22 protein-coding genes are annotated in these 26787 nt (G+C 66.4%); 5 read left to right on the top strand and 17 right to left on the bottom strand.

What is annotated here, in order from left to right; translation table 11 throughout:
- Positions 1–43: 43 nt before the first annotated feature.
- Genes E4K65_RS02540 through E4K65_RS02525 form a run of 4 tightly spaced genes read right to left on the bottom strand, consistent with a single transcriptional unit; the run spans position 44 to position 5753 of the window.
- Positions 44–1243 carry a xanthine dehydrogenase family Fe-S subunit gene (locus tag E4K65_RS02540; protein WP_135172766.1) on the bottom strand — a complete coding sequence of 400 codons (1200 nt, stop codon included), beginning with the start codon at positions 1241–1243 and terminating at the stop codon, positions 44–46.
- On the bottom strand, positions 1240–2076 hold the full coding sequence (locus E4K65_RS02535) for an FAD binding domain-containing protein (protein ID WP_135172765.1): 837 nt from the start codon (positions 2074–2076) through the stop codon (positions 1240–1242). Before E4K65_RS02535 ends, E4K65_RS02540 begins: the two co-directional genes overlap by 4 nt.
- Complete coding sequence (locus E4K65_RS02530) at positions 2073–4463, bottom strand: xanthine dehydrogenase family protein molybdopterin-binding subunit (RefSeq protein ID WP_209312022.1); 2391 nt, start codon at positions 4461–4463, stop codon at positions 2073–2075. The genes E4K65_RS02535 and E4K65_RS02530 overlap by 4 nt, the downstream gene beginning before the upstream one ends.
- Before the next feature lie 12 nt (positions 4464–4475).
- Positions 4476–5753: an amidohydrolase/deacetylase family metallohydrolase gene (locus E4K65_RS02525; RefSeq protein ID WP_135172763.1), complete on the bottom strand. Its 1278-nt coding sequence runs from the start codon at positions 5751–5753 to the stop codon at positions 4476–4478.
- A 159-nt stretch (positions 5754–5912) separates the two neighbouring features.
- Here E4K65_RS02525 and E4K65_RS02520 point away from each other — a divergent pair, with 159 nt between their 5' ends.
- From E4K65_RS02520 to E4K65_RS02510, 3 genes are all read left to right on the top strand, one after another.
- On the top strand, positions 5913–6407 hold the full coding sequence (locus E4K65_RS02520) for a MarR family winged helix-turn-helix transcriptional regulator (protein ID WP_027548931.1): 495 nt from the start codon (positions 5913–5915) through the stop codon (positions 6405–6407).
- 288 nt (positions 6408–6695) lie between these two features.
- Entirely contained in the window at positions 6696–8114 is a 1419-nt protein-coding gene (locus E4K65_RS02515) for a cytosine permease (protein ID WP_235885431.1), read from the top strand.
- A gap of 8 nt (positions 8115–8122) precedes the next feature.
- A complete protein-coding gene (locus tag E4K65_RS02510) occupies positions 8123–9061 on the top strand; it encodes an acetamidase/formamidase family protein (RefSeq protein WP_135172762.1) in 939 nt (312 codons plus the stop codon).
- Between the two features lie 62 nt (positions 9062–9123).
- On the opposite strand, the gene E4K65_RS02505 is transcribed toward E4K65_RS02510, so the two are convergent.
- Genes E4K65_RS02505 through E4K65_RS02485 form a run of 5 tightly spaced genes read right to left on the bottom strand, consistent with a single transcriptional unit; the run spans position 9124 to position 15216 of the window.
- Positions 9124–10731 (bottom strand): ABC transporter ATP-binding protein, encoded by a 1608-nt coding sequence (locus tag E4K65_RS02505; protein WP_135172761.1) that lies wholly within the window; start codon positions 10729–10731, stop codon positions 9124–9126.
- On the bottom strand, positions 10728–11540 hold the full coding sequence (locus E4K65_RS02500) for an ABC transporter permease (protein ID WP_027548935.1): 813 nt from the start codon (positions 11538–11540) through the stop codon (positions 10728–10730). Before E4K65_RS02500 ends, E4K65_RS02505 begins: the two co-directional genes overlap by 4 nt.
- Positions 11537–12481: an ABC transporter permease gene (locus tag E4K65_RS02495; RefSeq protein ID WP_135172760.1), complete on the bottom strand. Its 945-nt coding sequence runs from the start codon at positions 12479–12481 to the stop codon at positions 11537–11539. Before E4K65_RS02495 ends, E4K65_RS02500 begins: the two co-directional genes overlap by 4 nt.
- 9 nt (positions 12482–12490) lie before the next feature.
- Positions 12491–14056, bottom strand: coding sequence for an ABC transporter substrate-binding protein (locus E4K65_RS02490; protein ID WP_235885429.1), 1566 nt, complete (start codon positions 14054–14056; stop codon positions 12491–12493).
- Entirely contained in the window at positions 14056–15216 is a 1161-nt protein-coding gene (locus E4K65_RS02485) for a C45 family autoproteolytic acyltransferase/hydrolase (RefSeq protein ID WP_135172759.1), read from the bottom strand. The genes E4K65_RS02490 and E4K65_RS02485 overlap by 1 nt, the downstream gene beginning before the upstream one ends.
- Before the next feature lie 100 nt (positions 15217–15316).
- On the opposite strand from E4K65_RS02485, the gene E4K65_RS02480 reads away from it, so the two are divergent.
- Both E4K65_RS02480 and aptA read left to right on the top strand, forming a co-directional pair.
- A complete protein-coding gene (locus tag E4K65_RS02480) occupies positions 15317–16228 on the top strand; it encodes a GntR family transcriptional regulator (RefSeq protein ID WP_235885427.1) in 912 nt (303 codons plus the stop codon).
- 24 nt (positions 16229–16252) lie between these two features.
- On the top strand, positions 16253–17593 hold the full coding sequence (gene aptA / locus E4K65_RS02475; protein ID WP_235885425.1) for an omega-aminotransferase AptA: 1341 nt from the start codon (positions 16253–16255) through the stop codon (positions 17591–17593).
- Positions 17594–17608: 15 nt separating this feature from the next.
- Here aptA and E4K65_RS02470 read toward each other — a convergent pair whose 3' ends face one another.
- From E4K65_RS02470 to E4K65_RS02435, 8 genes are all read right to left on the bottom strand, one after another.
- Positions 17609–18592 (bottom strand): ABC transporter ATP-binding protein, encoded by a 984-nt coding sequence (locus E4K65_RS02470; RefSeq protein ID WP_027548941.1) that lies wholly within the window; start codon positions 18590–18592, stop codon positions 17609–17611.
- Positions 18589–19578, bottom strand: a complete 990-nt coding sequence (locus E4K65_RS02465) for an ABC transporter ATP-binding protein (protein ID WP_027548942.1) — start codon at positions 19576–19578, stop codon at positions 18589–18591. The genes E4K65_RS02470 and E4K65_RS02465 overlap by 4 nt, the downstream gene beginning before the upstream one ends.
- Before the next feature lie 19 nt (positions 19579–19597).
- Entirely contained in the window at positions 19598–20521 is a 924-nt protein-coding gene (locus tag E4K65_RS02460; protein WP_135172756.1) for an ABC transporter permease, read from the bottom strand.
- A complete protein-coding gene (locus tag E4K65_RS02455; protein WP_027548944.1) occupies positions 20518–21459 on the bottom strand; it encodes an ABC transporter permease in 942 nt (313 codons plus the stop codon). Before E4K65_RS02455 ends, E4K65_RS02460 begins: the two co-directional genes overlap by 4 nt.
- Before the next feature lie 17 nt (positions 21460–21476).
- The gene (locus E4K65_RS02450) at positions 21477–23081 is read right to left on the bottom strand and encodes an ABC transporter substrate-binding protein (RefSeq protein ID WP_135172755.1); all 1605 of its coding nucleotides are present in this window, start codon (positions 23079–23081) and stop codon (positions 21477–21479) included.
- A gap of 142 nt (positions 23082–23223) precedes the next feature.
- The gene (gene nikE, locus E4K65_RS02445) at positions 23224–24894 is read right to left on the bottom strand and encodes a nickel ABC transporter ATP-binding protein NikE (RefSeq protein ID WP_135172754.1); all 1671 of its coding nucleotides are present in this window, start codon (positions 24892–24894) and stop codon (positions 23224–23226) included.
- Positions 24891–25739, bottom strand: a complete 849-nt coding sequence (locus E4K65_RS02440; RefSeq protein WP_135172753.1) for an ABC transporter permease — start codon at positions 25737–25739, stop codon at positions 24891–24893. Before E4K65_RS02440 ends, nikE begins: the two co-directional genes overlap by 4 nt.
- Positions 25736–26770, bottom strand: a complete 1035-nt coding sequence (locus E4K65_RS02435) for an ABC transporter permease (protein WP_135172752.1) — start codon at positions 26768–26770, stop codon at positions 25736–25738. The genes E4K65_RS02440 and E4K65_RS02435 overlap by 4 nt, the downstream gene beginning before the upstream one ends.
- Between the last annotated feature and the right edge of the window lie 17 nt (positions 26771–26787).

Raw genomic sequence — 26787 nt, 5'->3', positions numbered from 1 at the left:
GTCTAGCAGTCCAGGCTTCGTCACTCTGCGGCGCGCGCGCCGGTCATTCCGCTCTACCTTTTCCGGTGAAGACGCGGCCAAGGACGCGCGCGAGCCGGGCGCGCAAAACGTCTGATGCAAGCGACCAGAAGCTGAGTTCCGCCGGGGCCGCCTGCCCCGACGGCGCGCCCGACATGTGGCGGTCGAGATTTCCCGCGAACTCCGCAACCAGGCGTCTGGCGAGATCTCGCACCAGGCCCGGCCGGCCGACCTGCGCCAGCATGCCCGTGAGCGTGTAGCCTATTGACAGTTCGACGGCGGTCGCCGTGCCGCCCTCGAGCGGGACCAGGCGATAACGGATTTCGCCCTGTGTCGCCGAATGACTGCGCTGGTCGGTGCCGATGCCAACGATGCAGCCGGAGAGCGTCGCGGGATCGCGTTCGACGCGCGCGGCACCCTCGAAGCTTGCTGCGATCGGTCCGAGCCTGACCCGGATCACGCCTTCGATGCGCTCAGGCTTTGGCGGCACCGTCAGCGATACGCCGGGAAGGCAGGCGGCGATGCCGGCGATATCGTCGAACATCGCAAACACCTTTGCCGGCGGGTGCGGCAGCGTGAAGCGCTGATCGAGAACGGTTGCCGGGGTGAAGTCGGGAATGGTGCCTGCCGCGGCGCGGTCTGATGCCGCGGCCAACGCCTGCCGCGCAGGCTGAGGCTCGCTTCGGTCTGACGTAGCTCGCCCCGATCCGGCGGGGCCGAGACTGGTCCGGCCGCCATCGGTCTGCGGCGCGATGTTGCGCGCGCGCCTCGCCTCGATCACGGACTGCACCGCCCGCACGATGCCGACATAACCGGTGCAGCGGCAGAGATTGCCGCTGAGGCCGACGCGAATGCGCCGCTCGTCGGCGTCAGGCAGACGCAACACCAGGTCTCGCGCCGAAACCAGCATGCCCGGCGTGCAATAGCCGCATTGAAGCGCATGCTCACGGGTGAAGGCGGCGCGCAGCTCGGTTGTGACCTCGTCCTCATCGAGGCCCTCGATCGTGGTGACGTCGGCGCCCTCGCAGGCCACCGCATAGGTGATGCAGGAGCGCGCCGGCACGCCATCGAGCAGCACGGTGCAAGCGCCGCAGACGCCATGCTCGCAGCCGAGATGCGTGCCGGTCAGGTCGAGCTTGTCGCGCACGAAATCGGCAAGGCTGGTGCGCGGCTCGGCCGACACCTCCACCGCGCGGCGATTGACATGAAGCGCGATCGTATTCATGCGGCGGCCTCCAGGACGGCGCGCTTCAACACGCTGACATGGATATGGCGCTGCGCGACATCGTCGATGCCGGCCTTCATCAGGAGAGTATCGGCGACCCTGATGTCGAAACGCTGCTTGTAGTCGGCCGCAATCCGGCCGCCGAATAGCTCCGCCGCATCGGTCACGACGATCGGCGCCGTATCGATCGCACCGATCACGACACGCGCCGAGGCGGCGGCGGGATCGACAAGGATCGCGCCGATGGCGTGGGCGAACTCGCCGGTCTTGCGGCAGCTCTTGGCATACCCCCAATGCGCCGAAACAGCGCGGGCCGGCACATGGATCGCCTCGACGATTTCGCCTGTTTGCAGCGCCGATTCCAGCGCACCGACGACGAAGGCCTCGATCGCCATCGAGCGCGCACCGGCAAGACTGCGCAGCGTGACGCGCGCACCCAAGGCCGCGAGCGCGGAAACCCAGTCCGCGGCGGGATCGGCATGGCTGAGCGAGCCGCCGATCGTGCCGCGGTTGCGCACGGCGCGATAGGCGATGTTGGCCGCGACGCCGCGCATGGCGCCGCGGGTCACGTCGGCCGTGCGCCCGTCCTCGATGTCGGCATGCGTCACCAGGGCCCCGAGCACAAGCTCGCCGCCGGAAAGCCCGGCCTGCTTGAGCTCGGCAAGGCCTGAGATGTCGACGATCAGTTCCGGCTGCACCAGCCGCAGATTGAGCATGGGCCCGAGCGACTGGCCGCCGGCGATGATCTTCGCAGATCCATTGCTTGCTGCCAGCATCGACAGTGCCGAATTGAGATCGCGCGGGCGCTCGTAGCTGAATGGCGCCGGTTTCATGCCGCGCTCCGTTCGGCCGCGCGCGCGGCCAGCACGGCTGCGACGACACGATGGGGCGTGATCGGCGACTGCATCAGTTCGACACCGAGCGGGCGCAGCGCGTCGTTGACGGCATTGGCGATCGCGGCGGGCGGCGCAATCGCCCCGCCCTCGCCGATGCCCTTCACGCCGAATTGCGTGTAGGGCGACGGCGTCTCCATGTGATCGAGGCGTGCCGCCGGGACCTCGGTCGCACCGGGCAGCAGATAGTCGGCGAGCGTCGTCGCCAGCGGCTGGCCGGAGGCATCGAACGGCATTTCCTCGTAGAGCGCGGTGCCGATGCCCTGGGCGAGGCCGCCATAGATCTGGCCGTCAACGACCATCGGGTTGACCAGCACGCCGCCGTCCTCGACGATCACGTAATCGAGGATCTCGACCTCGCCGACATCAGGGTCGACCGCAACGACGGCCGCATGCGCGGCGTAGCTGAACGTCCCACTGTCGCGCACCGGCTTGTACCCCTGCGTCACCTCCAGCCCGCCGGGATCGACATCAACAGGCAGATCCTGCGGGCGACGATACCAGGTGTGAGCAATCGCCTTCAGGCTGACGCTGCCATTGACGCCGCGCACCTCGCCATTCTGCAGGACGACCGAAGCCGGATCATGCTGCAGCAGTTTGGCACCGATGCGCCTTGCACGTTCGCCGAGCTCACGGCAGGCGGTGGCCACCGCCCCGCCGGCCATGACCATCGAGCGCGAGCCCCAGGTGCCCGTCGAATACGGTGTCATCGCGGTGTCGCCGAGGACGATGCGGATCTTCGCGACGTCTATTCCCAGCATTTCATGCGCGACCTGGGCGAGCGTCGTCTCCATGCCCTGCCCGTGCGAATGCACGCCGACGCGCAGCTCGAGGCCGCCATCCGGCGTCAGCCGCGCCGATGCCTGCTCATGGCCCGGCACCATCGGGATGCCCCAGCCGGAATAGACCGAGGTGCCGTGCGCCGCCTGCTCGCAATAGATGGAGACGCCGACGCCGATGCGGCGGCCACCGGTCTCGCCCTGGCTTTGCTTGGCGCGAATGGCCTCGACATCGATCGCGGCGAGCGCGCGCCGCATCGCCTCCGGATAGTCGCCGCTGTCAAAATGCTTCCTGGTGATGTTGTCGAACGGCATCTGCTCCGGCTGCACCAGATTGCGCAGCCGCACCTCGCCGGGCTCGAGCCCGGCTTCGGCCGCCACGAGGTCGAGCATCAACTCCAGCGCAAAGCAGACGCCGGTGCGCGCGACGCCGCGATACGGCAGGATCGGACATTTGTTGGTGGCAACCGAGAAAGTGCGGCAGCGATAGGCCGGCATCTTGTAGGGACCCGGCAGGATGCTTGCGACCTGCGCGGCTTCGAGACAGGCGGAGAACGGGTAGGACGAGTACGCGCCGGAATCCACGGTCGCCTCGCAATCGATTCCGCGCAACGTCCCGTCGCTGTCAGCATAGACCGTGATTTTGTAGTGGTGCTCGCGGCAATTGGAGCTGGCGACGAGATGCTCGCGGCGGTCCTCGGTCCAGCGCACGGGATGGCCGCAGCGCATCGTCAGCCAGGACAGGCAAACCTCTTCAGGCAACAGGATGCCCTTGTGGCCAAAGCCTCCGCCGACATCGGGCGAGATCACGCGGATCCGGCCCTCCTCCATGCCGAGGCACTCGGCGAGACCGCTGCGCGTGATATGCGGCATCTGGGCGGCTGAATGCAGCGTGAGCTGATCGAGTCTCGGATCGAAAGTCGCAACCACGCCGCGGCCTTCGAGCGGCGACATGCATTGCCGCGCGGTCGAAATCTCGCGCGTCACCTGGATCGGCGCGTCGAGCGCGGCTGATATGTCGACCTCGTAATTGGTCTCCAGGAAGACGTTATCGCCCCAATGCTCGTGCACCAGCGCCGAGCCCGGCTCGCGCGCCTTCAGCATGTCGGTGATCGCGGGCAGCTCCTCCAGATCCAGCGTCACGGAGGCCGCGATGTCCTCCGCCTCGGCCCGCGTCGGCGCGAGACACATGGCGACGAGCTCGCCGACCTGGCGCACCTTGCCGGTGGCGAGCACCGGCTGCTCCGAGATCTTGAAACCCGGAAGCCCCGAGACCGCGCGGATCGGTTTGACGCCGACAAGATCTGCCGCCGTAAAGACGCCGCCACGATGACGTTCGGGCACGTGGATGCCGCGGATGCGTGCATGCGCCAGCGGGCTGCGCACGAAGGCGACGTCCTGAAGACCCGCAAGCCTGATATCGCCGACGAACTGGCCGCGGCCGCGCATCAGGCGGTCGTCCTCCTTCCGCGGCAGCCGTGCGCCCACGCCCTGCCCGGACCTTCCAGAAGGAAACTCTCGCTCGTTGCGCACGCCGGCGTTCTCCATCACCGCGCGGCCTTACGCCGCGACGGCCTGCGGCAGGATCGGCGCGACCGCGTCGAAGCGCGTGCCGGCGCGCAGGCAGAAGGCCGGCTGAAGCAGGCGCTCGGCGATCACCTCGTTCTTCTCGTTATCCCTAAGCACGAAGCGGCCGTTCTTCTCCGCGAGCACGGAGACGTCGGCGTCCATGCCGACCTTGAGCGCGCCGATCTCCGCGCTGCGGCCGAGCATTTTTGCGGGATTGGCGGTGACCATCGGCACCACCTGCTCCAGCGACAGGCCGAGCGCCATCATCGAGCTCATCGCCTGGACCAGGCTGAACTTGGCCTGCCCTGCAAACGGATGGTTCTCCTCGTCCTCGTGCTGGTCGGGCGTTCCGGCCGGCGCGGGCACGTGGGTGTTGTAGCCGTGAATGTCGGCGCCGAGCGTGGTTGGAATGATGCCGGCGGCGATCGCCTTCTTCGCAAGCCGGTACGAGAAATGGCTGCCGTGGCCGACATCGACCTTTAGGCCGCGATCGAGCGCCGCCTGGATCACCGGATGCACCTCGCCCTCGCGGTTGACGAAGCCACCGGGGTGGCGCGTGAACGGATGGGCAAGAACGTCGCCCTCGCGCAAGAGCGGGATCACGCGCGTGAGGATCGTATCGGCATCCTCGCCATTGGCGCCGCTCTCGGGCAGGCCCCAGAGCTGGCCGAAATGCACATACACCGGCAGATCGGCGCGCTTGCCGATCTCCGCCGCCATCTCGATGACGCGGATGCCCCAGCGCGCGAAGCCGCCGATCTCGGCATGGGCCTTGATGCCGCGCACGATGTCGAGATTGGCCGTCGCCGCCTTGACGGTCGCATCGATGTCGACACCGTCGGGGCTGTAGAGCTGCGGATAATAATGTCCCTCGAGTCCGCCGACGAGATAGGCGGACAGGAAGGCATAGACGCGCGTACGGGACGGCTCGGCGATGAAATGACGAAAGCCGGGCAGCGTCATGCAGGACGGACCGCCCTGGTCGATCACCGTCGTCACGCCCGACTGCACGCCGACCATGTCGGGGTTCATGCCGAAGCGGCCGGAGACATATTGATAGACATGCGCATGGGTATCGATCAGCCCGGGCAGCACGAGCTTGCCGCCGACATCGACGACCTCCTTCGCACTCGTCGGCAGAATGTCCGGCGCGACCGCGGCGATCTTGCCGTTGCGGATGGCGACGTCCCTGATGCCGTCCACGCCCGAGGCCGGACAGATCACGCGACCGCCGCGCAGCAGAAGGTCGAAGCTGGCAGTGATGGACATGGCGCTCTCCTCTCCTCACGGCGGCGATTGCTTCGCCCCCGGAAATACGAAGCATGCTTCGCATTTTGACAAAAGCAAGCTTCGTGCCATGATCTGACGGTGGCGGGCGCACTCGAATCGAGCTAAGCGCGGCGGGGTTCCAGCTTGGGAGAGCGCGCATTGCGGCAGGGGAAGACGCGTCGCAGCGGGGGCAAGCACCGCCCCTGGCCATTGTCGCAACGTCCCGGCTATCTGATCCGGCGGCTGCACCAGATTCATGTCGCGCTGTTTCAGGAAGCGTGCGGCGCGTTCGAGGTCACGCCGCTGCAATACAGCCTGCTCTCGGCGCTGGCGGTGCGCGAAACCGCCGATCAGACCACTTTGGCGGCCGATATCGCCCTCGATCGAACGACGACGACCGGCGCGCTGAAGCGGCTCGCCGCACGAGGCCTGGTCGAGCGCGCCATCAACAAGGACGATCGCCGCGCGCGATTGTGCCGCCTGACGCCTGCCGGCGCCGCCCTGCTGGTCAAGATCGAAGGCGCGGCACGACGGGCGCACCGTGCGACGCTCGGCGATTTAAGCGAACGGGAACAGGCGCTCTTCATCGAAATGATGCAGCGCATCGTGGCCGGCAATCCCAGCCGCGACAGCGCCGCTGCCCTATTCGACTAGAAGCGGCTGCTGCACTTTTGAGTTGGGCTGCCCAATTTATCATCGTACCGCTGCTCGCGCGCGCAAGTCACTGAGGCTCCGCGCCGGTCGCCCGGTTGCAAGCAGGTGGCTCAACATGAGCCGATACAAGCCTGCGCGTGACGTCGATCGCATTTGAAATCTCAACAGCAATCCGGCGCAAACCACATTGCATCCGGCATCGGCGCACGCCCCGCTCCGGCGGCTGTGCAACCAATGGCACGATTTATGCTGCGACGATGCGCAGCGTGCTTCGTATTGGGGGATGTCATGACGGATTCCGAACTTCGCGCTGATATTCACAGCATCGAGCCAATTCCCGATGCGGACCGGGACTCGACCGGACCGCAGCAGATGTGGATCTGGGCCGGCGCCAACATCGCGCCGGTCAACTGGGCGCTCGGCGCGCTCGGCATTATCCTGAAGCTCGGACTGATGGAGACGATCGCGGTCATCGTGCTCGGGAACATCGTCGGTTGCGCGATCTTCGCGACCTTCACGGTGATGGGGCACAAGACCGGCGTCAACCAGATGGTACTGAGCCGATCCGCGTTCGGCGTCCGCGGCGCCTACCTGCCGAGCATCCTGATGTTCGTGATGACGCTGGGCTGGATCGGCGTGAACACCTACTTCCCGGTGAAGGTTTCGATCGGCATTCTCGGCCAGTTCGGCGTTCCCGACACCTGGCTGATCGAGATCGTCATCATCACCCTGGTGATGGCGGCGCAGGTCCTGATCGGCGTCTACGGGTTCTACGCGATCCGCACCTTCGAGAAATACACGGTGCCGCCCACCATCGCCATCATGGTGCTGATGAGCATTCTGGCCTGGACGCGCCCCGGTGTCGTCAACTGGAGCCTGACGACCTCGCTGCCGCCGGGCGCGCATCTGGCGATGCTGACCCTGCTCATGACCGCGATCGGCGTCGGCTGGGGCATTTCCTGGGTCACCTGGGCCTCCGACTATTCGCGCTTCGTGCCGCGAAGCGTATCGTCGAAATCCGTGTTCTGGTACAGCTATGTCGGCATGTTCGTGCCGACGGTCTGGCTCGGCATTCTCGGCGCGACCATCGCCTCGACGACGCTGGACACCGATCCCGCAAAGATGGTCAGCGCGGTGTTCGGCGGACCGGTCAGCATCCTCGTTCTGCTGATGGTGCTGCATGGCCCGATCGCGACCAACATCCTCAACGTCTACTCGGCGACACTGGCGGCGCTGAGCGCGGGGCTGAAGCTCTCGCGCTTCTGGCTCACCGTCATCGTCGGCGTGGCCGGCTACCTGGTGACGCTGTACTTCATCTTCGCGCCGTCCTTTGCGAAGGCGTTCGACAACTGGATGATCAGCCTGTTGTTGTGGATGAGCCCGTGGGCCGGCGTGGTGCTTGCGGATTTCTTCCTCAAGCGCAAGGGCAAGATCGACATCGCCGAGCTCTACCGCTCGCCGGAGACCAGCGCCTATGGCGACATCAACTGGGCCGGCATGATCGCGTTCTTCGCCGGCCTCGTCGCCGGATGGCTGGTGGAGGACGGCCTCGTCGGCGCGCTCCAGGGGCCGGTCTCGATCAACCTCCTGGGCGGGGCCGATCTGAGCTGGCTGTTCGGGATCGGGGTCTCGGGGCTGGTCTATCTCGCGCTGGGCAAGCACGTCACCTCGCCTTCCTCGATCGTTGCGAGCAGCGCGGGAAGGTAACGTCAGACATGGACTTCGTCCTGCGATCCACCCCCGGAAACGTCCAGTGGGGACTCTGGGACGGACGTCTGAAGCCGGTGCTCCGGATCGCATCCGGAGACCGCGTCACCATCGAGACCCTCTCGGGCGAGCCGGACGATCTACCCGATCCGTCGCTCGGCTTCGACGTCGTGCCCGGACATGCGGAGGTGCTGGCAAGCGCGTTCCGCGGTCCGGGCCCGCACCTTCTCACCGGACCGATCTACATCGAGGGCGCCGAGCCCGGCGACGTCCTCGAAGTGCGCGTGCTGGGCATCGAGCTGCGCTGCAATTGGGGCTGGAATCTCCAGGTCCCGACGCTCGGCACGCTGCCTGAGGATTTTCCCGAGTTCCGCCGCATCCACATTCCGCTGGACCGCGCGCGCAACGTCGCAAAACTGCCCTGGGGACAGGAGCTGCCGCTCTCCCCCTTCTTCGGCAATTTCGGCGTCGCGCCACCGCCCGCCTGGGGCCGGCTGTCCTCGAAGGAGCCGCGCGCGTTCGGCGGCAACATGGACAACAAGGAGCTCGGCGCCGGCAGCACACTCTACTTTCCGGTCTTCGTGCCGGGCGCGCTGTTCTCCGCCGGCGACGGCCACGCGCTCCAGGGCGATGGCGAAGTCTGCCTGACCGCGATCGAGGCGGCGCTCACCGGCACCTTCGAATTCCACGTCCGCCGCGATCTTCGCCTCGCCTCGCCGCGCGCCGAGACTGCGTCCGACTGGATCACCATGGGCTTTGACGAGGATCTCGACGACGCGGCCAAGGCCGCGCTGCGCGACATGATTGCGCTGATCCGCGAGCACAGCGGCCTCAGCGCCCAGGATGCCTATACGCTCTGCTCGATCGCCGCAGACCTGCGCGTCACGCAGCTGGTCGACGGCAACAAGGGCATTCACTGCGTGCTGGCGAAATCCCGCATGCCGTGACCGATGCCGCCGGGTTCAAGACCCCGATCGATCGGCAAAACGCTTCATACGCAGGATCCTGTTCAGCCCGAGGCGCGCGCCGTTGCCACCCCCGCAAAGTCCAGCACGGGCGCGGCCGCGAGCAGTGCCTTGGTGTAGTCATGCTGCGGACGATCGAAGATCTCGTCACGCGATCCCTGCTCGACGATCCGCCCGCCCTGCATCACCACCACCCGGTCGGCGACCTGCTCGACGGCGGCGAGATCATGGCTGATGAACAGGCAGGCGAAGCCGTATTGCGCCTGAAGCCGCTCGAACAGCTTCAGCACCTGGGCCTGGATGGTCATGTCGAGCGCCGAGACCGGCTCGTCCGCCACGACGAAGGCCGGCTCGCGCACGATGGCACGCGCAATCGCGATGCGCTGGCGCTGACCGCCGGACAATTCATGCGGCCAGCGCTTGCCGAGGCCCACAAGCCCGACCTCCTCCAGCATCGCTTCCATGCGCCTGTCGCGCTCGGCTGTCGTTAGCTGCGGGACATGACGCAGCGGCTCGGCGACGATCTCGCCGACGCGCATGCGCGGATCGAGCGAGGAGTAAGGATCCTGGAACACCAGTTGCGAGGCGAGGCGGAAGTCGCGGTCGACACTTGACGTGACGTCCCTGCCCCGGAACCTGATCTCCCCGCCCGAGGTCGGAATGAGACGCAGCATGGCGCGGCCGAGCGTGGTCTTGCCCGAGCCGCTGCCGCCGACCACCGCAACCGTTTCGCCGGCGGCGATGTCGAGATCGACGCCGTTGACGGCCGGGACGCCGGCATCGCGCCGGAACAATCGCTGCCGCCCGGCGAAGCCGACCTTGAGGCCCCGGACGCTGACGAGGGGTTCGCCGGCCTGCCGCGCCTTGGTCGTGGTGCCGCGGCGCGGCAAGGCCTCGACCAGCCGTTTGGTATAGGCTTCGCGCGGCGAGGACAGGATTTGCCGCGTCGTTCCGGTCTCGACCATCCTGCCCTGGCGCAACACCAGCGCGCGCTGCGCATAGCGCGACACAAGGCCAAGATTGTGGGTGATCAGCAGCACCGACGTGCCGTGATCGCGGGCGAGCCCGACCATGAGGTCGAGCACCTCACGCTGGGTCAGGGTATCAAGCGCCGTGGTCGGCTCGTCCGCGATCAGCAGCTTCGGTTTCAACAGCATCACCGAGGCGAGCATGATGCGCTGGCGCATGCCGCCGGAGAATTCGTGCGGATAGGCGTCAAAAGTCCGCTCGGGATCGCGGATCTGAACCCGCGCGAGCATATCGAGGCAGTGGCGCCGAATCTCGCGCTTGCCAAGCCGCTCATGCAGACCAAGCCCCTCCGCCATCTGCGCACCGACGCTGATGGCGGGGTTGAGTGAGACCATCGGCTCCTGGAACACCATGCCAACGGTCGGCCCGCGCAGCGCCCGCATCTGTCGCGCAGAGGCGCTGGCGAGGTCGATGCCGTCGAGCACGATCCGGCCGCCGGCCTGGCGAAGACCTGATGGCAGCAGGCCGAGCACGGCGCGCGCGGCCGCCGTCTTGCCACTACCGGATTCGCCGACGACGGCGAGGAACTCGCCGCGCTCGACCGCGAAGGAGACGCCCTCCACGATCACGGCCTTGCTGGCCGACACTTCGATACCGAGATCCTCGACCGACAGCAGCGTCATCCGTGCGCCATCCTGGGGTCGAGGCGATCGCGCAGGGAATCGCCGAGCAGGTTGATGCCGAGCAGCGTCAGCGCGATGCAGAGGCCCGGCGCGATCGAGAGCCAGGCCGCCGTCTCCATGAACGGACGGCTCGCCGCCAGCATGTTGCCCCAGGTCGGCGCCGGCGGCGGCACGCCGAGGCCGAGGAAGCTCAGCGCGCTCTCGGCCAGCAGCACCCAGCCGAACATGCTGGTTGCGAGCACCGCAACCGGCGCAATCGCATTCGGCATCACATGGCGGATCATCGAATAGACCTCGGAATTGCCGATGACGCGCGACGCCTCGACATACTCCTTCTCGCGGATCGACAGCACCGTGCCACGCACCACGCGGACGACCGACGGGATATAGGCAAGACCCAACGCCAGGATGAGCCCGACCTTGTTGGCGCCGACCACGATCATCACGGCCAGCGCCAGCAGGATGCCGGGGAAGGCGAGCAGCGCGTCATTGACCGCCATGATGATGCGGTCGGCCCAGCCGCGGATGTAGCCCGCCGTGCAGCCGATCACCATGCCGGCCGCAATCGCCAGCATCACCGTGACCAGCGCAATCACGACGCTGGCGCCGGCGCCGACCATGATGCGGCTCAGCACGTCGCGGCCGAATTCATCGGTGCCGAGCCAGTGAACGGGCGACGGCGCCTGAAGCCGCGCGCGCAAATTGATGCGCAGCGGGTCGAACGGCGTCCAGAAGGCTCCGGTGACGGCCGCGCCGAGCAGGAGCGCCATCAACGCGCCGCCGATTGCGGTGTTGGCGCGCATCCTCATGCCACCGTCACCCTGGGATCGAACAGCGGGTAGCAAAGATCGACGATCAGATTGACCACGACGTAGATCACGGCAGTGAAGAGCAGACAGCCCTGCACCACCGGATAGTCACGGGCAAAGATCGAATCGACCAGGAGCCGGCCGAGGCCGGGCAGCGTGAACACGGTCTCGATCACGGCGATGCCGCCGAGGAGATGGCCGAGCACGAGGCCGATCAGCGTCCAGGTCGGCGCGAACGCGTTGGGCAGGACGTGCCGGGCAAGCACGCGCCATTCCGGTACGCCCTTGGCGCGCGCATGCGTGACATATTCGAGCCGCAGCACCTCGATGGAGGCGGCACGCGCCATGCGCGTGAGCACGCCGATCTCGACCATCGTGAGCGTCGCGATCGGCAGTACGATGAAGGTCGCCGCCTGCCAGAAGTTCTCCGCGAACGGCACATAGCCGATCACCGGCAACCATTTCAGCTTGAGGCCGAACAGGAGCAGCAACAGCAGGCCGAGCCAGAAGCTCGGGATCGACAGCAGCAGCGTGGCCCCGCCGACGACGGAGAGATCGAGCAGGCTGTTCTGCTTCCAGGCCGCAACGAGACCGGCCGGGACGGCGATACAGGCGGCCGCGGCAACCGCCACCAGCACGATGACCGCGCTGACCTGGAAGCGGTCGAGGATCAGCGGCAGCACCGCGAGATTGTTGGTGATGGAGTGCCCGAAATCGCCGGCCGCAAGCTTGGCGATCCAGTGCATGAACTGGACCGGAATCGGCTGGTCGAGCCCGAGCTGCATGCGGAGCTGCGCCGCCTGCGCGGGGTCGGCGGCATCGCCGAGCATCACCTGCACGGGATCGCCTGGGATGAGGCGGACCAGCGCAAACACGGCGATCGCGACCAGCAGCAGCGTCGGGATCGTCATCGCCAGCCGTCTTGCGAGGTAACTCAACATGGCGCCGCCCTACTCGACCGTGACACCCCAGAACCGCGGCTGCGGATAAAGCCAGCCGGCATAGCCCTTGATGCCCTTGCGCAGCGCCGTCAGCTCGGCGCCGTTGAACAGCACGATCATCGGCACGTCGGCGATGAAGCGCTTGTGCATGTCGTCGAACAGCGCCTGCCGCTTCGCGGGGTCGTCGATCATCATCGACTGGCGCAGCATGTCCTGCGCCTCCGGATTGTCCCAGACCTTGCGCGGCTGCGTCGCCTTCGGCCCGGTCAGCATCTCGAAGCTCAAGGAGGGATCGAGCCGCGCCGAATAGGTAAAGGCCATCGACTGGTAGTCGCCGCGGTTGTAGCGATCGAGCTGCGCCGCCCAGTCCATCACCTCGAGCTCGATATTGATCCCGACCGTCTGCGCCATCGCCTGCACCAGCACGGAGGAATCGAACACGAAGCTGTAGCGCTTGTTGGTGATCATCTTGACCGGCTGGCCGCGGTAGCCGGCCTCCAGCAGCAGCTTCTTGGCTTCCGCGATATTCTGCGCATAACCGTGCGACTGCGCCTCGCTATAGAACGGGCTGCCGAGCGGCAGCGCGGAATTGTTCGGACGCGCGGTGCCCATCATCACGGCATCGACGATCTGCGCGGTGTCGATGGAGAGCGCGATGGCGCGGCGGATCCGCACGTCCTTCAGCAGCGGGTCTTTGGTCTGGAACAGGATGCCGGTGAGGCCGAGCGCGGGCGTGATGCTGAGCTGGACCTCGGGACGCGATTTGAGCTCTTCGAGATCGGGGATCGACAGGCTCATGATGACGTCGAGCGAGCCGCTGAGCAGCCCCGCCTTCGCGGCAGAGCTGTCCGGGATCACGTTGAAGCGCACGCGATCGACCCTGGCGTCCTTGGCACCGGTGTAACCGTTGCGCGGCTCGCTGCGCGAGGCGTAGCCGTCGAAGCGGACGACATCGACATATTGTCCGCGCTTCCACTCGGCGAGCTTGAACGGGCCGGTGCCGATCGGGGCGATCCACTTGCCATCAGCCCCGACGGAATCGCGATGGATGATCGCGGTCTGGCCGCAATCGGGCCGCGCCACAGTGGGGAGGAACAAGGCGCTCGGCTGATCGAGCGTGATGGCGACAGTTTGCGGGTCCGGCGCCTCGATCTTCTCGATCCGCGCGATGCCGGTGGCGCTGAACTCGGACAGGCAGCGCCATTGCGTCGCCGGATCAAGCCAGCGCTTCAGCGACCAGATCACGTCATCCGCGGTCATGGTCGCACCATTGTGGAACTTGACGCCCTGGCGCAGGCGGAACGTGTAGGTCTTGCCGTCGTTCGACACCGCCCAGCTGTCAGCCAGCATCGGGCCGATCGAAGTGTCGTCACGGAACGCGACCAGCCCTTCCACCACATGCGCGATCACGCCGTCGGTGTTGGCGTCGCGATTGGTGCCGGGATCGGTCGACCGGATATCGGCGTTGAGCCGCGTTCGCAGCAAGGTTTCCGCGCCGGCCTTCCCCAGCATGGCCAGCAGGGCCAAGGCGGCGAGACCAACCGCCCACGCCGGCGATGGCCGACGCCGCCGCATCACGCCGCCCCCGCCGCGGCCGACCGCTCGAACGCCGCGCGCCCGATCTCGTCGATCTCGAGCCGGTAGCTGGTGAACTCGCGATTGAGCGCCGGCAGCGGCGCCACCTGCATCAGCCCGCTCGCCGGCTCCATCAGGATCATCGCCACGGTGGCGCTGAGATTGTTGCTGAGGTTGCGGCGCGGCGGGCGGCAGACGGACCAGGGATAGGCAAACTCGTCGAACAGCGCGCTCTTGACCGTGTCGAATGTGATGCTGCCGATGTGCGGCTGGAGCAGGTCGCGGACGCGAATGTCGCGGTACAGACTATCCGGCGTGTTGAAGGGGCCGGTGTCCTTGAGCTTGCCGAGCGCGACGGGGCTGACGAAATGGTTGGCGTGGACCAGGAGCCCGTTCTGCGGATGCACCTGGAAGGTCTCGTCCGGCGCACATTCGAAGTCGATCGCCACGCCCTCGCGATGGCTGACGATCATGTTGTTGGCCGCCGACTTTTTCGTGCAATAGACCGCGCGCATCGCGAGCGCGAGATGCTCGTTCTCCAGAACCTTGCGGCGGATCAGCGCCAGCGGCACGCCGACCTGGCGATAGTCGCGGTCGCTTTCGAGATAGTTCGCCGTGATGGCGATGCCGACCGCGTTGAAGCCGCAGCGGCCGAGCGCGCCGGCCTCGGTAAAAGTCATCAGGTCCGGCCCGTCGTCGCGGCGCACCTTCAGCACCACCGCCGTCTCCGCGCATTCGCGCTTCCAGTCCCAATTCTGGGCGTGGATCAGTCGGCCATCGGCGGTCGCCTGCGGCAGCACGACGACGCCGGTGCAACCATCCGGATCTTCGGGCGTCTTCAGCCGCGCGCGGATGGCCGGGTTGGCAAGCTTGATGATCTCGGTGCGGGCGTTGAGCAGGACGATGTCCTCGAACGGAACGTCGGCGCCCTCGGCAATGCCGCGCATCTCCTCGATATAGCTCGGCTCGAACGCCTCGATGACGGGCAGATAGTCGCGCACCAGCGCGGCCACGCCCTTCGCATCGAGCGAAAGCTCCTTCAACTGCGCGAAGTAATGGGTCGTCCCCTTCTTGATCCGGCCCGCCGCCTTCTGCCCGTACTGACGCCCACGCTCGCGCGGAGGACCGGAGATTTCGATGAGGGGAAAGGGCTCGACCATGGGACGACAAATTCCTTCTTGAAGTTCCTTTTGCTTTCCGGCGAAGCCTAATGTATTTTGTGATGACATGAAACAAAAATCTTCTACCTCGAAATCGACCTTGGAAAAAGCGTCCCCGAGCCGTCTTCAGCGCGAACTGTCCGCCGGGATCATGAACCTGATCCGGAGCGAAGGGCTCGCACCCGGAACACGTCTTGCCGAAGTTGCGCTGGCCGCGCGCCTCCAGGTCTCGCGCACGCCGGTGCGCGCCGCCTTGAGGTTCCTGGCGCGACGCAAGCTCGTCCACGCCGGCGCCAGCCGCGGCTATTTCGTCGCCGAGACCGCACCCGCCCCGCACAAGACGCCGCCGAAGCCAAGCCCCGACGATACCGACCGATTGTTCCTCGCCATCGCGCGCGATCGCCGCGCCGGCCGGCTACCCGATGAGGTTTCGGAACGCGACCTGATGCAGCGCTACGATGCGACGCGACCGATCGTGCAGCGCGTCCTCACCAGGCTTGCCGAAGTTGCCGCGGTCCAGCGCAAGCCGGGACATGGCTGGCGCTTCCAGCCCACCCTCGCAGATACGCAGGCGCGCGATGAAAGCTATCGCTACCGTTTGCTGATCGAGCCGGCGGGCCTGCTCGAGCCGGGATTTCGGCTCGATCCGGCATGGGCTGCCGAGATGCGCCGCCGTCATCAGGAGATGCTGGCGATGCCGTGGAGCGACACGGTCAGCATCGCGCTCTACGAGATGAACGCGGCCTTTCACGAAGGCCTCGCCGCCGCGTCGGGCAACCGCTATCTGCTGGTCGCGGTTCAGCAGCAGAACCGGCTGCGGCGCTTCGGCAACTACGACTGGACCTTCGGCCATGAGCGCGTGATCGTGAACTGCCGCGAGCATCTCGCCATCCTCGACCAGCTCGAAGCCGGCCAGAACGAGGCCGCCGCCGCCCTGCTGCGCCGGCATCTCGAAGGCGCCGCCAAGCTCAAACGCAGCCCCGCCAATTCCGCTCCGTCAAAATCCTCCTGACCACGCACAAGAGTTTTCATGCCCATGAGCGCCTTCGCTTCCTCAAACAGCCCCCTCACCCGCGAGGTCATGGAGCCGTTCTGGCTGCCGATGACGCCGAACCGGCAATTCAAGTCGAAGCCGCGCATCTTCGTCGCCGCCGAGGGCATGCACTACGTCACCGATGACAACAGGCGCATTCTCGATGGCATGGCGGGGCTGTGGTGCGTGAACGCGGGACACGGGCAGCGGCGCATCGTCGATGCGATCCAGGCGCAAGCGGCGAAGCTCGATTTCGTCTCCTCGTTCCAGATGAGCCATCCGGCCGCCTTCGAGCTTGCCCGGCGCATCACCGAGATCGCGCCCGCGGGGCTCGACCATGTCTTCTTCACCAATTCTGGTTCGGAATCGGTCGACACCGCACTGAAGATCGCGCGGGGCTATCACCGCGCCCGCGGCGAGGCCAGCCGCATCCGCTTCATCTCGCGCGCCAGGGCCTATCACGGCATGGGCTGGGGCGGCCTGTCGGTCAGCGGCATCGTCCGCCACCGCAGGGATTTCGGCCCGCTGCTCCCTGAAGTCGATCACCTCCCGCACACGCATGATCCGGAGCACATGGCGTTCTCACGGGGCCAGCCGCAATGGGGCGCGCATCTTGCCGACGAGCTGACAAAGCTGCTGCAAGTGCACGATCCCTCGACCGTTGCCGCCGTCATCGTCGAACCCGTGACCGGCTCCGGCGGGGTGCTGCCGCCGCCGGTCGGCTATCTCGAGCGGCTGCGCAAGATCTGCGACCAGCACGGCATCCTCCTGATCTTCGACGAGGTGATCACGGGGTTTGGACGCCTCGGCGCCGCGTTCGGCGCCAACGCCTTCGGCGTCACGCCCGACCTCATCACCTGCGCCAAGGGCATGACCAACGCTGCCGTGCCGATGGGCGGCGTCATCGTCAGCGGCAAGGTCCACGACGCGCTCATGCAGGGGCCGGACAACGCGATCGAGCTGTTCCACGGCTACACCTATTCGGCCCATCCGCTCGCCTGCGCGGCGGGTCTTGCCGCGCTCGACGTGTACCAGGATCTCGACCTGTTCGGGCGGGCGCGCCGCCTCGCGCCGGTTCTGGAAAGCCACGCGCACGGCTTGCGCGACCTTCCCCATGTCGTCGACATCCGCAACATCGGGCTGCTGGCCGCAATCGACCTGAAGCCGCGCGAGGGCGCACCGGGGGCGCGCGGCGCCGAGTGCGCCAGCCGCTGCTATGAGGACGGCATCCTGATCCGCGGCAGCGGCGATACGCTCCTGGTCTCGCCGCCTTTGATCATCACAGAGGAGCAGATCAACGACATCTTCACCGCCATCCGCCGGGCCCTGACCGCCATCGGTTGACGCCGTTCCCGGGACTCATCCCGCCGGCAGTGCATCCAGATGGCACGCCACCCATTGATCGCCTTCGGCGGCACGGAGCTGCGGCTCTTCCGTGCGACAACGGTCGAACACGTACGGACAACGGGTGTGGAAGCGGCATCCGCTCGGCGGATTGATCGGGCTCGGCACGTCGCCGCCGAGAATGATCGGGTTGCGCTGGGCGCCAGGCTCGGGCAGCGGCACCGCGGAGAGCAACGCCTTGGTGTAGGGATGCCTTGGCGCGGCAAAGATCTCGCGGCGCGGCGCGACCTCGACGATCTTGCCGAGATACATCACCGCAACGCGATGGGTCATGTGCTCGACGATGGCGAGGTCATGGCTGATGAACAGCAGCGCGAGGCCGAATTTCTGCTGGAGGTCCTGAAGCAGATTGACGATCTGCGCCTTGACCGAGACGTCGAGGGCGGAGACCGCCTCGTCGCAGACGATCAGCTCGGGCTCGGCCGCGAGCGCCCGCGCGATCCCGATGCGCTGGCGCTGGCCGCCGGAGAATTCGTGCGGCCGGCGGTTCAGCGCCTCGCGCGGCAGACGAACGGTGTCCATCAGCGCCGTGACGCGCACCTCGAGATCTTCCGCGGATTTGGCGAGGCCGAAATTGCGGATCGGCTCCGCGAGAATGTCGCGGACGCGCATGCGCGGATTGAGGCTGGAGAACGGATCCTGGAACACGACCTGCACGCGCCGGCGCATCTGGCGCATCGTGCTCGGATGCGCGTCGTCGATGCGCTGGCCGTCGAGGATGACCTGGCCCGAAGTGATGTCGAACAGCCGCAGGATGGCGCGGCCGACCGTCGATTTGCCGCAGCCGGACTCGCCGACCAGCGACAGCGTCTCGCCGCGCGCAATCTCGAAGGACACGCCGTCGACCGCATAGACCCATTCGGACTTGCGCCCGAACAGACCCTTGCTGACCGGAAAATGCTTCTTGAGGTCGTTGACCTGGAGCAGAGGAGGACTCATGCCGCGACGGCTCCCTTGGCCGCGTAGTGACAGGCGGCGACGTGGCGAGGCGCCTTCTCTTCGAGCCCCGGTGCATATTGGCGGCAGAGATCGGTCGCGAGCGCACAGCGCCCGGCGAAGACGCAGCCGGTGATGGGCTTGCGGAGATCCGGCACCTGACCGGGAATCTCGGCGAGCCGTCTCGCGGTGCCTGTCAGCGACGAACCAAGCCGCGGCACGGCGCCGAGCAAACCTTGCGTATAGGGATGGCGCGGCGAGCGAAACAGCTCGGCGACCGGCGCCTCCTCGACCTTGCGGCCGGCATACATCACCATGACGCGTTCGGCGATCTCGGCGACGACGCCGAGATCGTGCGTGATCAGGATGATCGCAGCACCGACCCGGCTCTTGAGGTCGAGCATCAGCTTCAGGATCTGCGCCTGGATGGTCACGTCCAGCGCGGTGGTCGGCTCGTCCGCGATCAGAAGTTTTGGATTGCATGCCAGCGCAACCGCGATCATCACGCGCTGACGCATGCCGCCGGAAAGCTGGTGCGGATATTCGCGCACGCGCCGCTTCGGCTCGGGAATGCCGACCAGCGTCAACATCTCGATCGCGTGCGCTTCAGCGGCCTGCTTGTCCAGGCCCTGATGGATCATCAGCGTCTCGCGGATCTGGCGGCCGACCGTCAGGACCGGATTGAGGCTCGTCATCGGCTCCTGGAAGATCATCGAGATGTCGTTGCCGCGGATCGCGCGCATCTCGCGGTCGGACAGTTTGAGCAGGTCCCTGCCCGCGAAGCGGATGGCCCCGGCAATCCTGCCGGGCGGCTCCGGGATCAGCCGCATCAGCGACATCGAGGTCACCGACTTGCCGCAGCCGGACTCGCCGACGATGGCGAGCGTCTCGCCTTCGTTGACATGGAAGGACACGCCGTCGACCGCGCGGTTGATTCCGCTGGGCGTCCGGAAGTGGGTCTGAAGGTTCTCGACTTCGAGCAACGCCATGGTGATCAGCCTCGATACATCAGAGGCTCTTGGCCATGCGCGGATCGAGCGCATCGCGAAGGCCGTCGCCGAGCAGATTCACGGCAAGCACGGTGACGGACAGGAAGGCCGCCGGAAAGAACACGATATAGGGCTTGACCTGCCACAGCGCGCGGCCCTCGGCCATGATGTTGCCCCAGGACGGAATGGTGGGCGGCGTGCCGGCACCGATGAAGGACAGGATCGCCTCCGTGATCATGGCACTAGCGCAGATATAGGTCGCCTGGACCAGCATGGGCGCGAGCGTGTTGGGCAGGATATGACGCAGGATGATCATCGGCGTGCGCGTGCCGCACGCCACCGCCGCATCCACATAGGGCTGTTCGCGCAGCGACAGCACCACGCTGCGCACGAGGCGCGAGACGCGCGGGATCTCGGCGATGGTGATGGCCAGAATGACGTTGCCGACGCTGCCGCGCGTCAGGGCCATCAGCGCGATCGCCAGCAGGATCGGCGGGATCGACATCAGGCCATCCATGAAGCGCATCAGGATGCCGTCGGCCCAGCGGACGAAGCCGGAGACGATGCCGATCGCAAGGCCCACAGCGGACGCGAATATGGCAACGGACAGGCCGACCGTGAGCGAGACCCGCGCGCCGAACAGCACGCGCGAATAGATGTCGCGGCCGAGCACGTCGGTGCCGAACCAGTAGTCCGCCGACGGCGCGCGCGTGCGCTTGGCGGGCGCGAGCGCGGTCGGATCGACCGTTCCGAGATAAGGTGCGAAGATCGCGATCAGGACCAGCATCAGCAGCAGCGCGCCACCAATGGCGACCGTCGGATGACCGCGCAGAAAGCCGATGAAGCCGCGACGGATCTTGACCGGCCGAAGGATCTCCGGCAGTTGCGGCGCGAGGACGAAGCCGGCCGGAAGCGATTGCGGATTGACGGTGGTGTCGGTCAATAGCGGATCCTCGGGTCAACGAGCGTATAGATGACGTCGATCATCAAATTGACGAGGACGTAGACGAAGCTGAACAGCAGCACGATGCCCTGGATGACGGGATAGTCGCGGCGCAGGATCGCGTCGATGGTGAGCCGGCCGAGGCCGGGAATCGCGAACACGCTTTCGGTGACGACCGCGCCGCCAATCAGGAGCGCGATGCCGATCCCGATCACGGTCACGATCGGCACCGCCGCGTTCTTCAGCGCGTGAACAAACAGAATGCCGCCCTGCCCGAGGCCCTTGGCCCGCGCGGTGCGGATATAGTCCTGCTGCAGCACTTCGAGCATGGTGGCGCGGGTGATGCGCGCAATCAGCGCGATGTAGACGCAGCCGAGCGCGACCGCCGGCAGAATCAAATTCTCCAGCCAGGGCCAAAAGCCCTGGGCAAGCGGCGTGTAGCCCTGCACCGGAAGCCATTCCAGTTCGAGCGCGAAGATGTAGGCAAGCATGTAGCCGACCACGAAGACGGGCAGCGAGAAGCCGAACACGGCAAAGCCCATGATGACGCGGTCGATCAGGCTGCCGGCCTTCCACGCCGCCACCACGCCGAGCGGCACCGCGACCACGATCGTGAGCAGCAGCGTGACGATCATCAGCGACAGCGTCGGTCCGAGACGCTGCCCGATCATCGTCGAGACCGGCAGATTGGTGAAGATCGAGGTGCCGAGATCGCCGTGCAGGATGCGCCAGACCCAGCTTCCGAACTGGATCAGGAACGGCCGGTCGAGACCGAGGCTCTGGCGGATGCGCTCCACATCCTCCGGGCTTGCCTGATCGCCCGCGATCACCACGGCCGGGTCACCCGGCGCGATGTAAAGCAGGCTGAACACGAACAGCGCGACGATTGCCATCACCGGCAAGGTCGCGACGATGCGACGGAGGATGTAGGAGAGCATCTGGCTTCAGTGCACGATCATGCGGACTTCGATACGCCCCAGAAGAACGGCAACGGCCCCTTGGTGATGCCGGAGACGTTTTTGCGCCACGCCGTGTAGCTCAGGAAGAAGCCGGTCGGCGCATAGACGACGTCATCCATCGCCGCCTTGTTGAGGCGGTTGATGGTGGCCTTTTCCTCGTCGAGGTTCTTGGCCTCGAACCAGGATGTGACCTCCTTTTCGGTGCCGGCGCTGGTGGGCCAGCCGAACCAGGCCTTGTCGCCGTTGGCGCGAATGGCGGTGTAGGGGGCTGGATTGATGCAGTCCGCACCCGCATGCCAGGTGTGGAACATGTTCCAGCCGCCCTGTCCCGGCGGCGTCTTCTGCGCACGGCGGGAGCCGACTGTGCCCCAGTCGGTCGCGACGAAATCGACATTCATGCCGAGCTTCTTCAGGAGGTCCGCGGTCACATCGCCCATCGCCTTGGTGATCGGCTGGTCCTGCGCCACCAGACACGTCACCGGCTGGCCGGAATAGCCGCTCTCGGCGAGCAGCTTCTTGGCCGCGTCGAGATCGCGCTTGCCCTTCAGGATCTCACCGCCCACTTCCGTGTAGAGCGGGGTATCCGGCGTGAAGTAGCCCGGCAGCGGTCTCCAGAGCGCGGTGTCGTCGCCGACGATCGCGCGCATGTAGTCTTCCTGGCTCAGCGCCATCAGCACCGCGCGCCGCGCCCGCACGTCGTTGAAGGGCGGATACAGGAAATTCATGCGGAACGAGCCGACATTGCCGAGCGGATCGCCGATATCGACGCTGATGTTCTTGTTCTTCTTCAGGACCGGCACGAGGTCCGCGATCGGGTTCTCCCACCAGTCGATCTCGCCATTCTGCAACGCGGCAGCCGCAGTGGCCGGATCCGGCATCACCACCCACTCGATGCGGTCGACCAGCATTTGCTTGCCGCCGGCAAGCCACGAGGACTTTTCCTGACGCGGCGCGTAGTCGGCGAACTTCTCGAACACCGCTTTCGCGCCGGGCACCCATTCGCCCTTGGCGAACTTCATCGGCCCCGAGCCGACATAGTCGGTGATCTGCTTGAACGGATCGGTCTGCGCAATCCGCTCCGGCATGATGAAAGCGCACGGCGAGTTGTTCTTGCCGAGCGCATAGAGCAGCTTCGGGAAGGGCTGCTTGAGCACCAACTTGAAGGTGCGGTCATCGACGGCGGTCAACTCCTGCTGGAGCGCCTTGATCATGAGCCCCATCGGATCGCGCGCCGACCAGCGCGTAAGGCTCGCGACGACGTCCTTGCTCAGCACCGGCTCGCCGTCATGGAATTTGAGCCCTGATCGGAGCTTGAACGTCCAGGTCATACCGTCGTCGGTGACTTCCTCGGACTCGACCATCTGACGTTGCGGCTGGAGCGACGAATCGACGCCGTAAAGCGTGTCCCAGACCATCGCCGCGGCGTTGCGCACGACATATTGCGTGCCCCAGATCGGGTCGAAATTGGCGAGGTTGGCCTGCGGCACGAAGCGCAGGGTGCGCGCCGCTGCGCCCTGGGCGATCGCCGGGGCCGAAAGGCCACCCGTCAATGCCAGACCGCTCGCGCCAGCCAGTCCCTTCAATACGGTCCTGCGATCCATTAAGTCCTCCCAGTAATGCCGTGATGCCGGCCAATCATTGGCCAAGAGCAGGTGAAACCGAAGCCCATTGGCGTGCAAATGGTATGCCAGTAACCAGGCCTTCGCCAGCGGGATCTCACCGCCATTTTGGACGGTCCTGGCCTCAAAGCGCCGCCGCCAGCGTCGGCCCGGTCTCGATATGGGGGATCGCCTCGACCAGCTTGCGCGTGTAGTCGGTCTTCGGATTGTCGAACAGCGCCCGGCTCTCGCCCTGCTCGACGATGCCGCCATTGCGCAGCACGATGGTGCGATCACATAGCATGCGCACGACGTTGAGATCGTGGCTGACGAACAGCAGTGCGATGTCGTTCTCGCGGCGCAACCGGTCGAGCAGTTGCAGCACCACCGCCTGCACGGAGACGTCGAGCGCGGCGGTTGGCTCGTCCAGCACCAGAAGCCGGGGCCGGCAGGCGATGGCGCGCGCAATGCCGACGCGCGCCTTCTGACCGCCGGAGAGCTGGTGCGGAAAGCGCGGCAGGAGATCGAGCGGCAGTCCCACGCGCTCGGCGCATTCTTCGACCCGCGTGCGCAGCGCCTCGCCCGCCCGCATGCCGTCGAGCCGCATCAGGGGATGGGCGATGCAGTCGAAGGCCGTGAAGCGCGGGTTGAGGCTCTCGTTCGGGTCCTGGAAGACCATTTGAATGTCTTTGCGCAAGGGGGAGCGGTGAAAATCGCGCGACGCCACATGGCCGATCGACTGCCCGTCGAACACGATGTCGCCCTCGCTCGGATCGATCAGGCGGCAGATCATCCGCGACGTCGTGCTCTTGCCCGAGCCGGACTCGCCGACGAGGCCGACGCTCTCGCCGCCGGCCATCGTCATCGAGAAGTCCGCGACCGCCGCAGAACCCTGGTCGAAACGTTTCGCAAGCTTGCGCACCTGCAGCAGCGGCGGCGTCCCGTGCGCGGGCTCGGGCCTCGGCTTGCTGACAAAAGTCGCCTGGCGCTCCCGCTCCTCCTCCGTCACGAGATCCTCGATCCGCGACGTCGCGGTCGGCGATGCCGCCACGAGGCGCCTGGTGTAGGCGTGCTGCGGCGTGGAGAAGAGCGTCCTGGGGCCAGCCTCCTCGACGATGCGTCCACGCTCCATCACCGCTATGCGGCGGCAATAGCGGGCCGCGAGCCCGAGATCGTGCGTGATCAGGATCGTCGCCATGCCCCGCGCGGCGGCGATGTCGGCCAGCAGGTCCATCACCACCTTCTGCGTGGTGACGTCGAGGCCGGTGGTCGGCTCGTCGGCAATCAGCAGCGCGGGATTGCAGGAGATCGCGATCGCGATCATGACGCGCTGGCACATGCCGCCGGAGAGCTCGTGCGGATAAGCGTTCATCCGCGTCTCGGGGTCGCGGATCTGGACGGCGCGAAGGAGCTCCAGCGCCTCGGCGCGCGCGGCGTCCTTCGAGATCCGCTTGTGCGTGAGGATCGCGTCCGCGATCTGCAAGCCGATCGCCCGGATCGGATTGAGCGCCGCCCGCGGATTCTGGAAGATCATCGACATCGCCGCGCCCTGGAGCTGACGGAGATCGTCGCCCCGGAGTTTTGTCACGTCCTGCCCGCGAAACAGGATCTTGCCGCCGGTGACGCGCCCGGCCGCATCGAGCAGCCGCGTGGTCGCAAATCCGGTGACCGACTTGCCCGAGCCGCTCTCGCCGACGAGGCCGAGCATCTCGCCGGCCTTGACCGTGAGCGTCACGCCGCGCACGGCCTCGACCATGCCGCGCCGCGTCGAGAACGAGACGTGGAGATCGTCGATCCTGAGCAGCTCTTCGCTCATGTGCGCATGCGGGGATCGAGAATGTCCCGCATCCCGTCACCGAGCAGATTGAAGCACAGCACGGCGAGCATCAGCGCCAGGCCCGGGAAGGCCACCAGCCACCACCGTCCGGTCGAGATGAAGCGCGCGCCTTCCGCGACCATGATGCCCCATTCCGGCGTCGGCGGCTTGACGCCAAGGCCGATGAAGGACAGGCCGGCCGCATTCAGAATGGCCCAGCCGAGGTTGAGCGAGATCTGCACCGCCATCGCGGGCAGGATGTTCGGCAGCAGGAAGCGCAGCACCACCGAGAAATGGCTCTCGCCGCAGGCGCGCGCGGCCTCGACCCAGCCGACATTGCGCCGGACGTTGACCTCGGCCCGCGCGAAGCGGATGTAGAAGGGAAGATTGATGATCGCGGTCGCGATCACGATGTTCTCGATCCGGTTGCCGAGGGCCGCGACCATCGCCATCGCCAGCACGAACAGCGGAAAGGCCATCATGACGTCGACGAAGCGGCCGACGCCACGATCGAGCCTGCCGCCGGCATAGCCGCAAAACGAGCCGACGACGGCGCCGATCACGAAGGAGATGCCCACTGCCGAGACTGCTATGGCAAGGTCGAGCCGCGCCGCGATGACGAGGCGGCTGAACACGTCGCGCCCGAGCTGGTCCGTGCCGGCGATGTGCGCCGCGCTCGGCGGCAGCAGCGCTTCCGAAACGTTGGAGGCCACGGGATCGTAAGGCACGATCCAGGGGCCGAAGATCGCAACCAAGATGAACAGCAGAACGCCGGTCGCGGCGACGGCCGTGAGCGGATTGCCGCGCAGGATCCAGACCGAATGACGGAGAGTGGCGCTGGTCATTCGATCGATACCCTGGGATCGGCGATGCCGTAGCAGACATCGACGACCAGATTGACCAGCACGAACAGGCTGGCCATCAGCAGCACGAAGCCCTGCACCGGCGCATAGTCGGAGGACAGCAGCGCATCGAGCGCGTAGGAGGCAACGCCCGGCCAGGAGAACACTTTCTCCACCAGGACGTTGGCGCCCAGCATGGTCGAGAACACGATGCCGGCGATGGTGATGACGGGAAGGATCGCATTGCGCAGCGCGTAGGTGACGACGACCTTGCGCCAGGACAGCCCGACGGAGCGCGCGGTGCGCACGAAATCGCTGCCGAGCGACACCAGCATCGAGGCGCGCGTGATCCGTGCCAGCGGCGCGATGACGAACAGGGCCATGCTCACGGCCGGCAGGACCAGCTGTTTGCAGGCCGCCCACCAGCCCTCAAAATCGCCGGCCAGCAGGAAATCGATCGACAGAAAGCCGGTGCGCTGCGGCGGCAGCGAGGTGAAGACGTCGATCCGCCCTGTGGGATCAGGCGCGAGCCCGAGCAGATAATAGAAGACATAGATCAGCAGCAGGCCCGAGACGAAAGTCGGCACGCAGACGCCGAGCGCGCAGAACAGCCGCACGCCGTGATCGACGACCGATCCCGGCCGCAGCGCCGCGACGACACCGAGCGGCACTGCCGCGATCAGCGCGATCAGGAGCGCGGTGAAGGTGAGCTCGAGCGAAGCCGGCAGCCGCTCGCGCAGATCCTTCAGCACCGGCTGCCCGGTCATCATGGAGCGGCCGAGATTGCCGTGGCCGATATCGGAGAGATAGAACACGAGCTGCTCCGGCACCGGCCTGTTGAGCCCCATCTGCTTGCGGATCTGCTCGATCTCCTCCTTGCCGGCATTGGGCCCGGAGGCGAAGAACACCGCGGGATCGCCGGGCAGGACGCGCATCAGGAGAAAAGTGAAGACCAGCACGCCGAACAGCGCCGGCAGCGACGACAGAAGCCGCCTGCCCGCCCGCACCATCGTTGCGCCAAGTCCGGTCATCACCTTTCAGAGCCTCTCTC

It is taken from the genome of Bradyrhizobium niftali (genome assembly GCF_004571025.1).
GTDB classification, from domain to species: domain Bacteria; phylum Pseudomonadota; class Alphaproteobacteria; order Rhizobiales; family Xanthobacteraceae; genus Bradyrhizobium; species Bradyrhizobium niftali.
This window is presented reverse-complemented; position numbering and strand designations above follow the sequence as displayed.

What these genes read in the sequence shown, in the direction of transcription:
- E4K65_RS02540 (WP_135172766.1), bottom strand. Translation starts at nt 1,243, where the DNA reads ATGAATACGATCGCGCTTCATGTCAATCGCCGCGCGGTGGAGGTGTCG.
- E4K65_RS02535 (WP_135172765.1), bottom strand. Translation starts at nt 2,076, where the DNA reads ATGAAACCGGCGCCATTCAGCTACGAGCGCCCGCGCGATCTCAATTCG.
- E4K65_RS02530 (WP_209312022.1), bottom strand. Translation starts at nt 4,463, where the DNA reads ATGGAGAACGCCGGCGTGCGCAACGAGCGAGAGTTTCCTTCTGGAAGG.
- E4K65_RS02525 (WP_135172763.1), bottom strand. Translation starts at nt 5,753, where the DNA reads ATGTCCATCACTGCCAGCTTCGACCTTCTGCTGCGCGGCGGTCGCGTG.
- E4K65_RS02515 (WP_235885431.1), top strand. Translation starts at nt 6,696, where the DNA reads ATGACGGATTCCGAACTTCGCGCTGATATTCACAGCATCGAGCCAATT.
- E4K65_RS02510 (WP_135172762.1), top strand. Translation starts at nt 8,123, where the DNA reads ATGGACTTCGTCCTGCGATCCACCCCCGGAAACGTCCAGTGGGGACTC.
- E4K65_RS02505 (WP_135172761.1), bottom strand. Translation starts at nt 10,731, where the DNA reads ATGACGCTGCTGTCGGTCGAGGATCTCGGTATCGAAGTGTCGGCCAGC.
- E4K65_RS02500 (WP_027548935.1), bottom strand. Translation starts at nt 11,540, where the DNA reads ATGAGGATGCGCGCCAACACCGCAATCGGCGGCGCGTTGATGGCGCTC.
- E4K65_RS02495 (WP_135172760.1), bottom strand. Translation starts at nt 12,481, where the DNA reads ATGTTGAGTTACCTCGCAAGACGGCTGGCGATGACGATCCCGACGCTG.
- E4K65_RS02490 (WP_235885429.1), bottom strand. Translation starts at nt 14,056, where the DNA reads ATGCGGCGGCGTCGGCCATCGCCGGCGTGGGCGGTTGGTCTCGCCGCC.
- E4K65_RS02485 (WP_135172759.1), bottom strand. Translation starts at nt 15,216, where the DNA reads ATGGTCGAGCCCTTTCCCCTCATCGAAATCTCCGGTCCTCCGCGCGAG.
- aptA (WP_235885425.1), top strand. Translation starts at nt 16,253, where the DNA reads ATGAGCGCCTTCGCTTCCTCAAACAGCCCCCTCACCCGCGAGGTCATG.
- E4K65_RS02470 (WP_027548941.1), bottom strand. Translation starts at nt 18,592, where the DNA reads ATGAGTCCTCCTCTGCTCCAGGTCAACGACCTCAAGAAGCATTTTCCG.
- E4K65_RS02465 (WP_027548942.1), bottom strand. Translation starts at nt 19,578, where the DNA reads ATGGCGTTGCTCGAAGTCGAGAACCTTCAGACCCACTTCCGGACGCCC.
- E4K65_RS02455 (WP_027548944.1), bottom strand. Translation starts at nt 21,459, where the DNA reads ATGCTCTCCTACATCCTCCGTCGCATCGTCGCGACCTTGCCGGTGATG.
- E4K65_RS02450 (WP_135172755.1), bottom strand. Translation starts at nt 23,081, where the DNA reads ATGGATCGCAGGACCGTATTGAAGGGACTGGCTGGCGCGAGCGGTCTG.
- nikE (WP_135172754.1), bottom strand. Translation starts at nt 24,894, where the DNA reads ATGAGCGAAGAGCTGCTCAGGATCGACGATCTCCACGTCTCGTTCTCG.
- E4K65_RS02440 (WP_135172753.1), bottom strand. Translation starts at nt 25,739, where the DNA reads ATGACCAGCGCCACTCTCCGTCATTCGGTCTGGATCCTGCGCGGCAAT.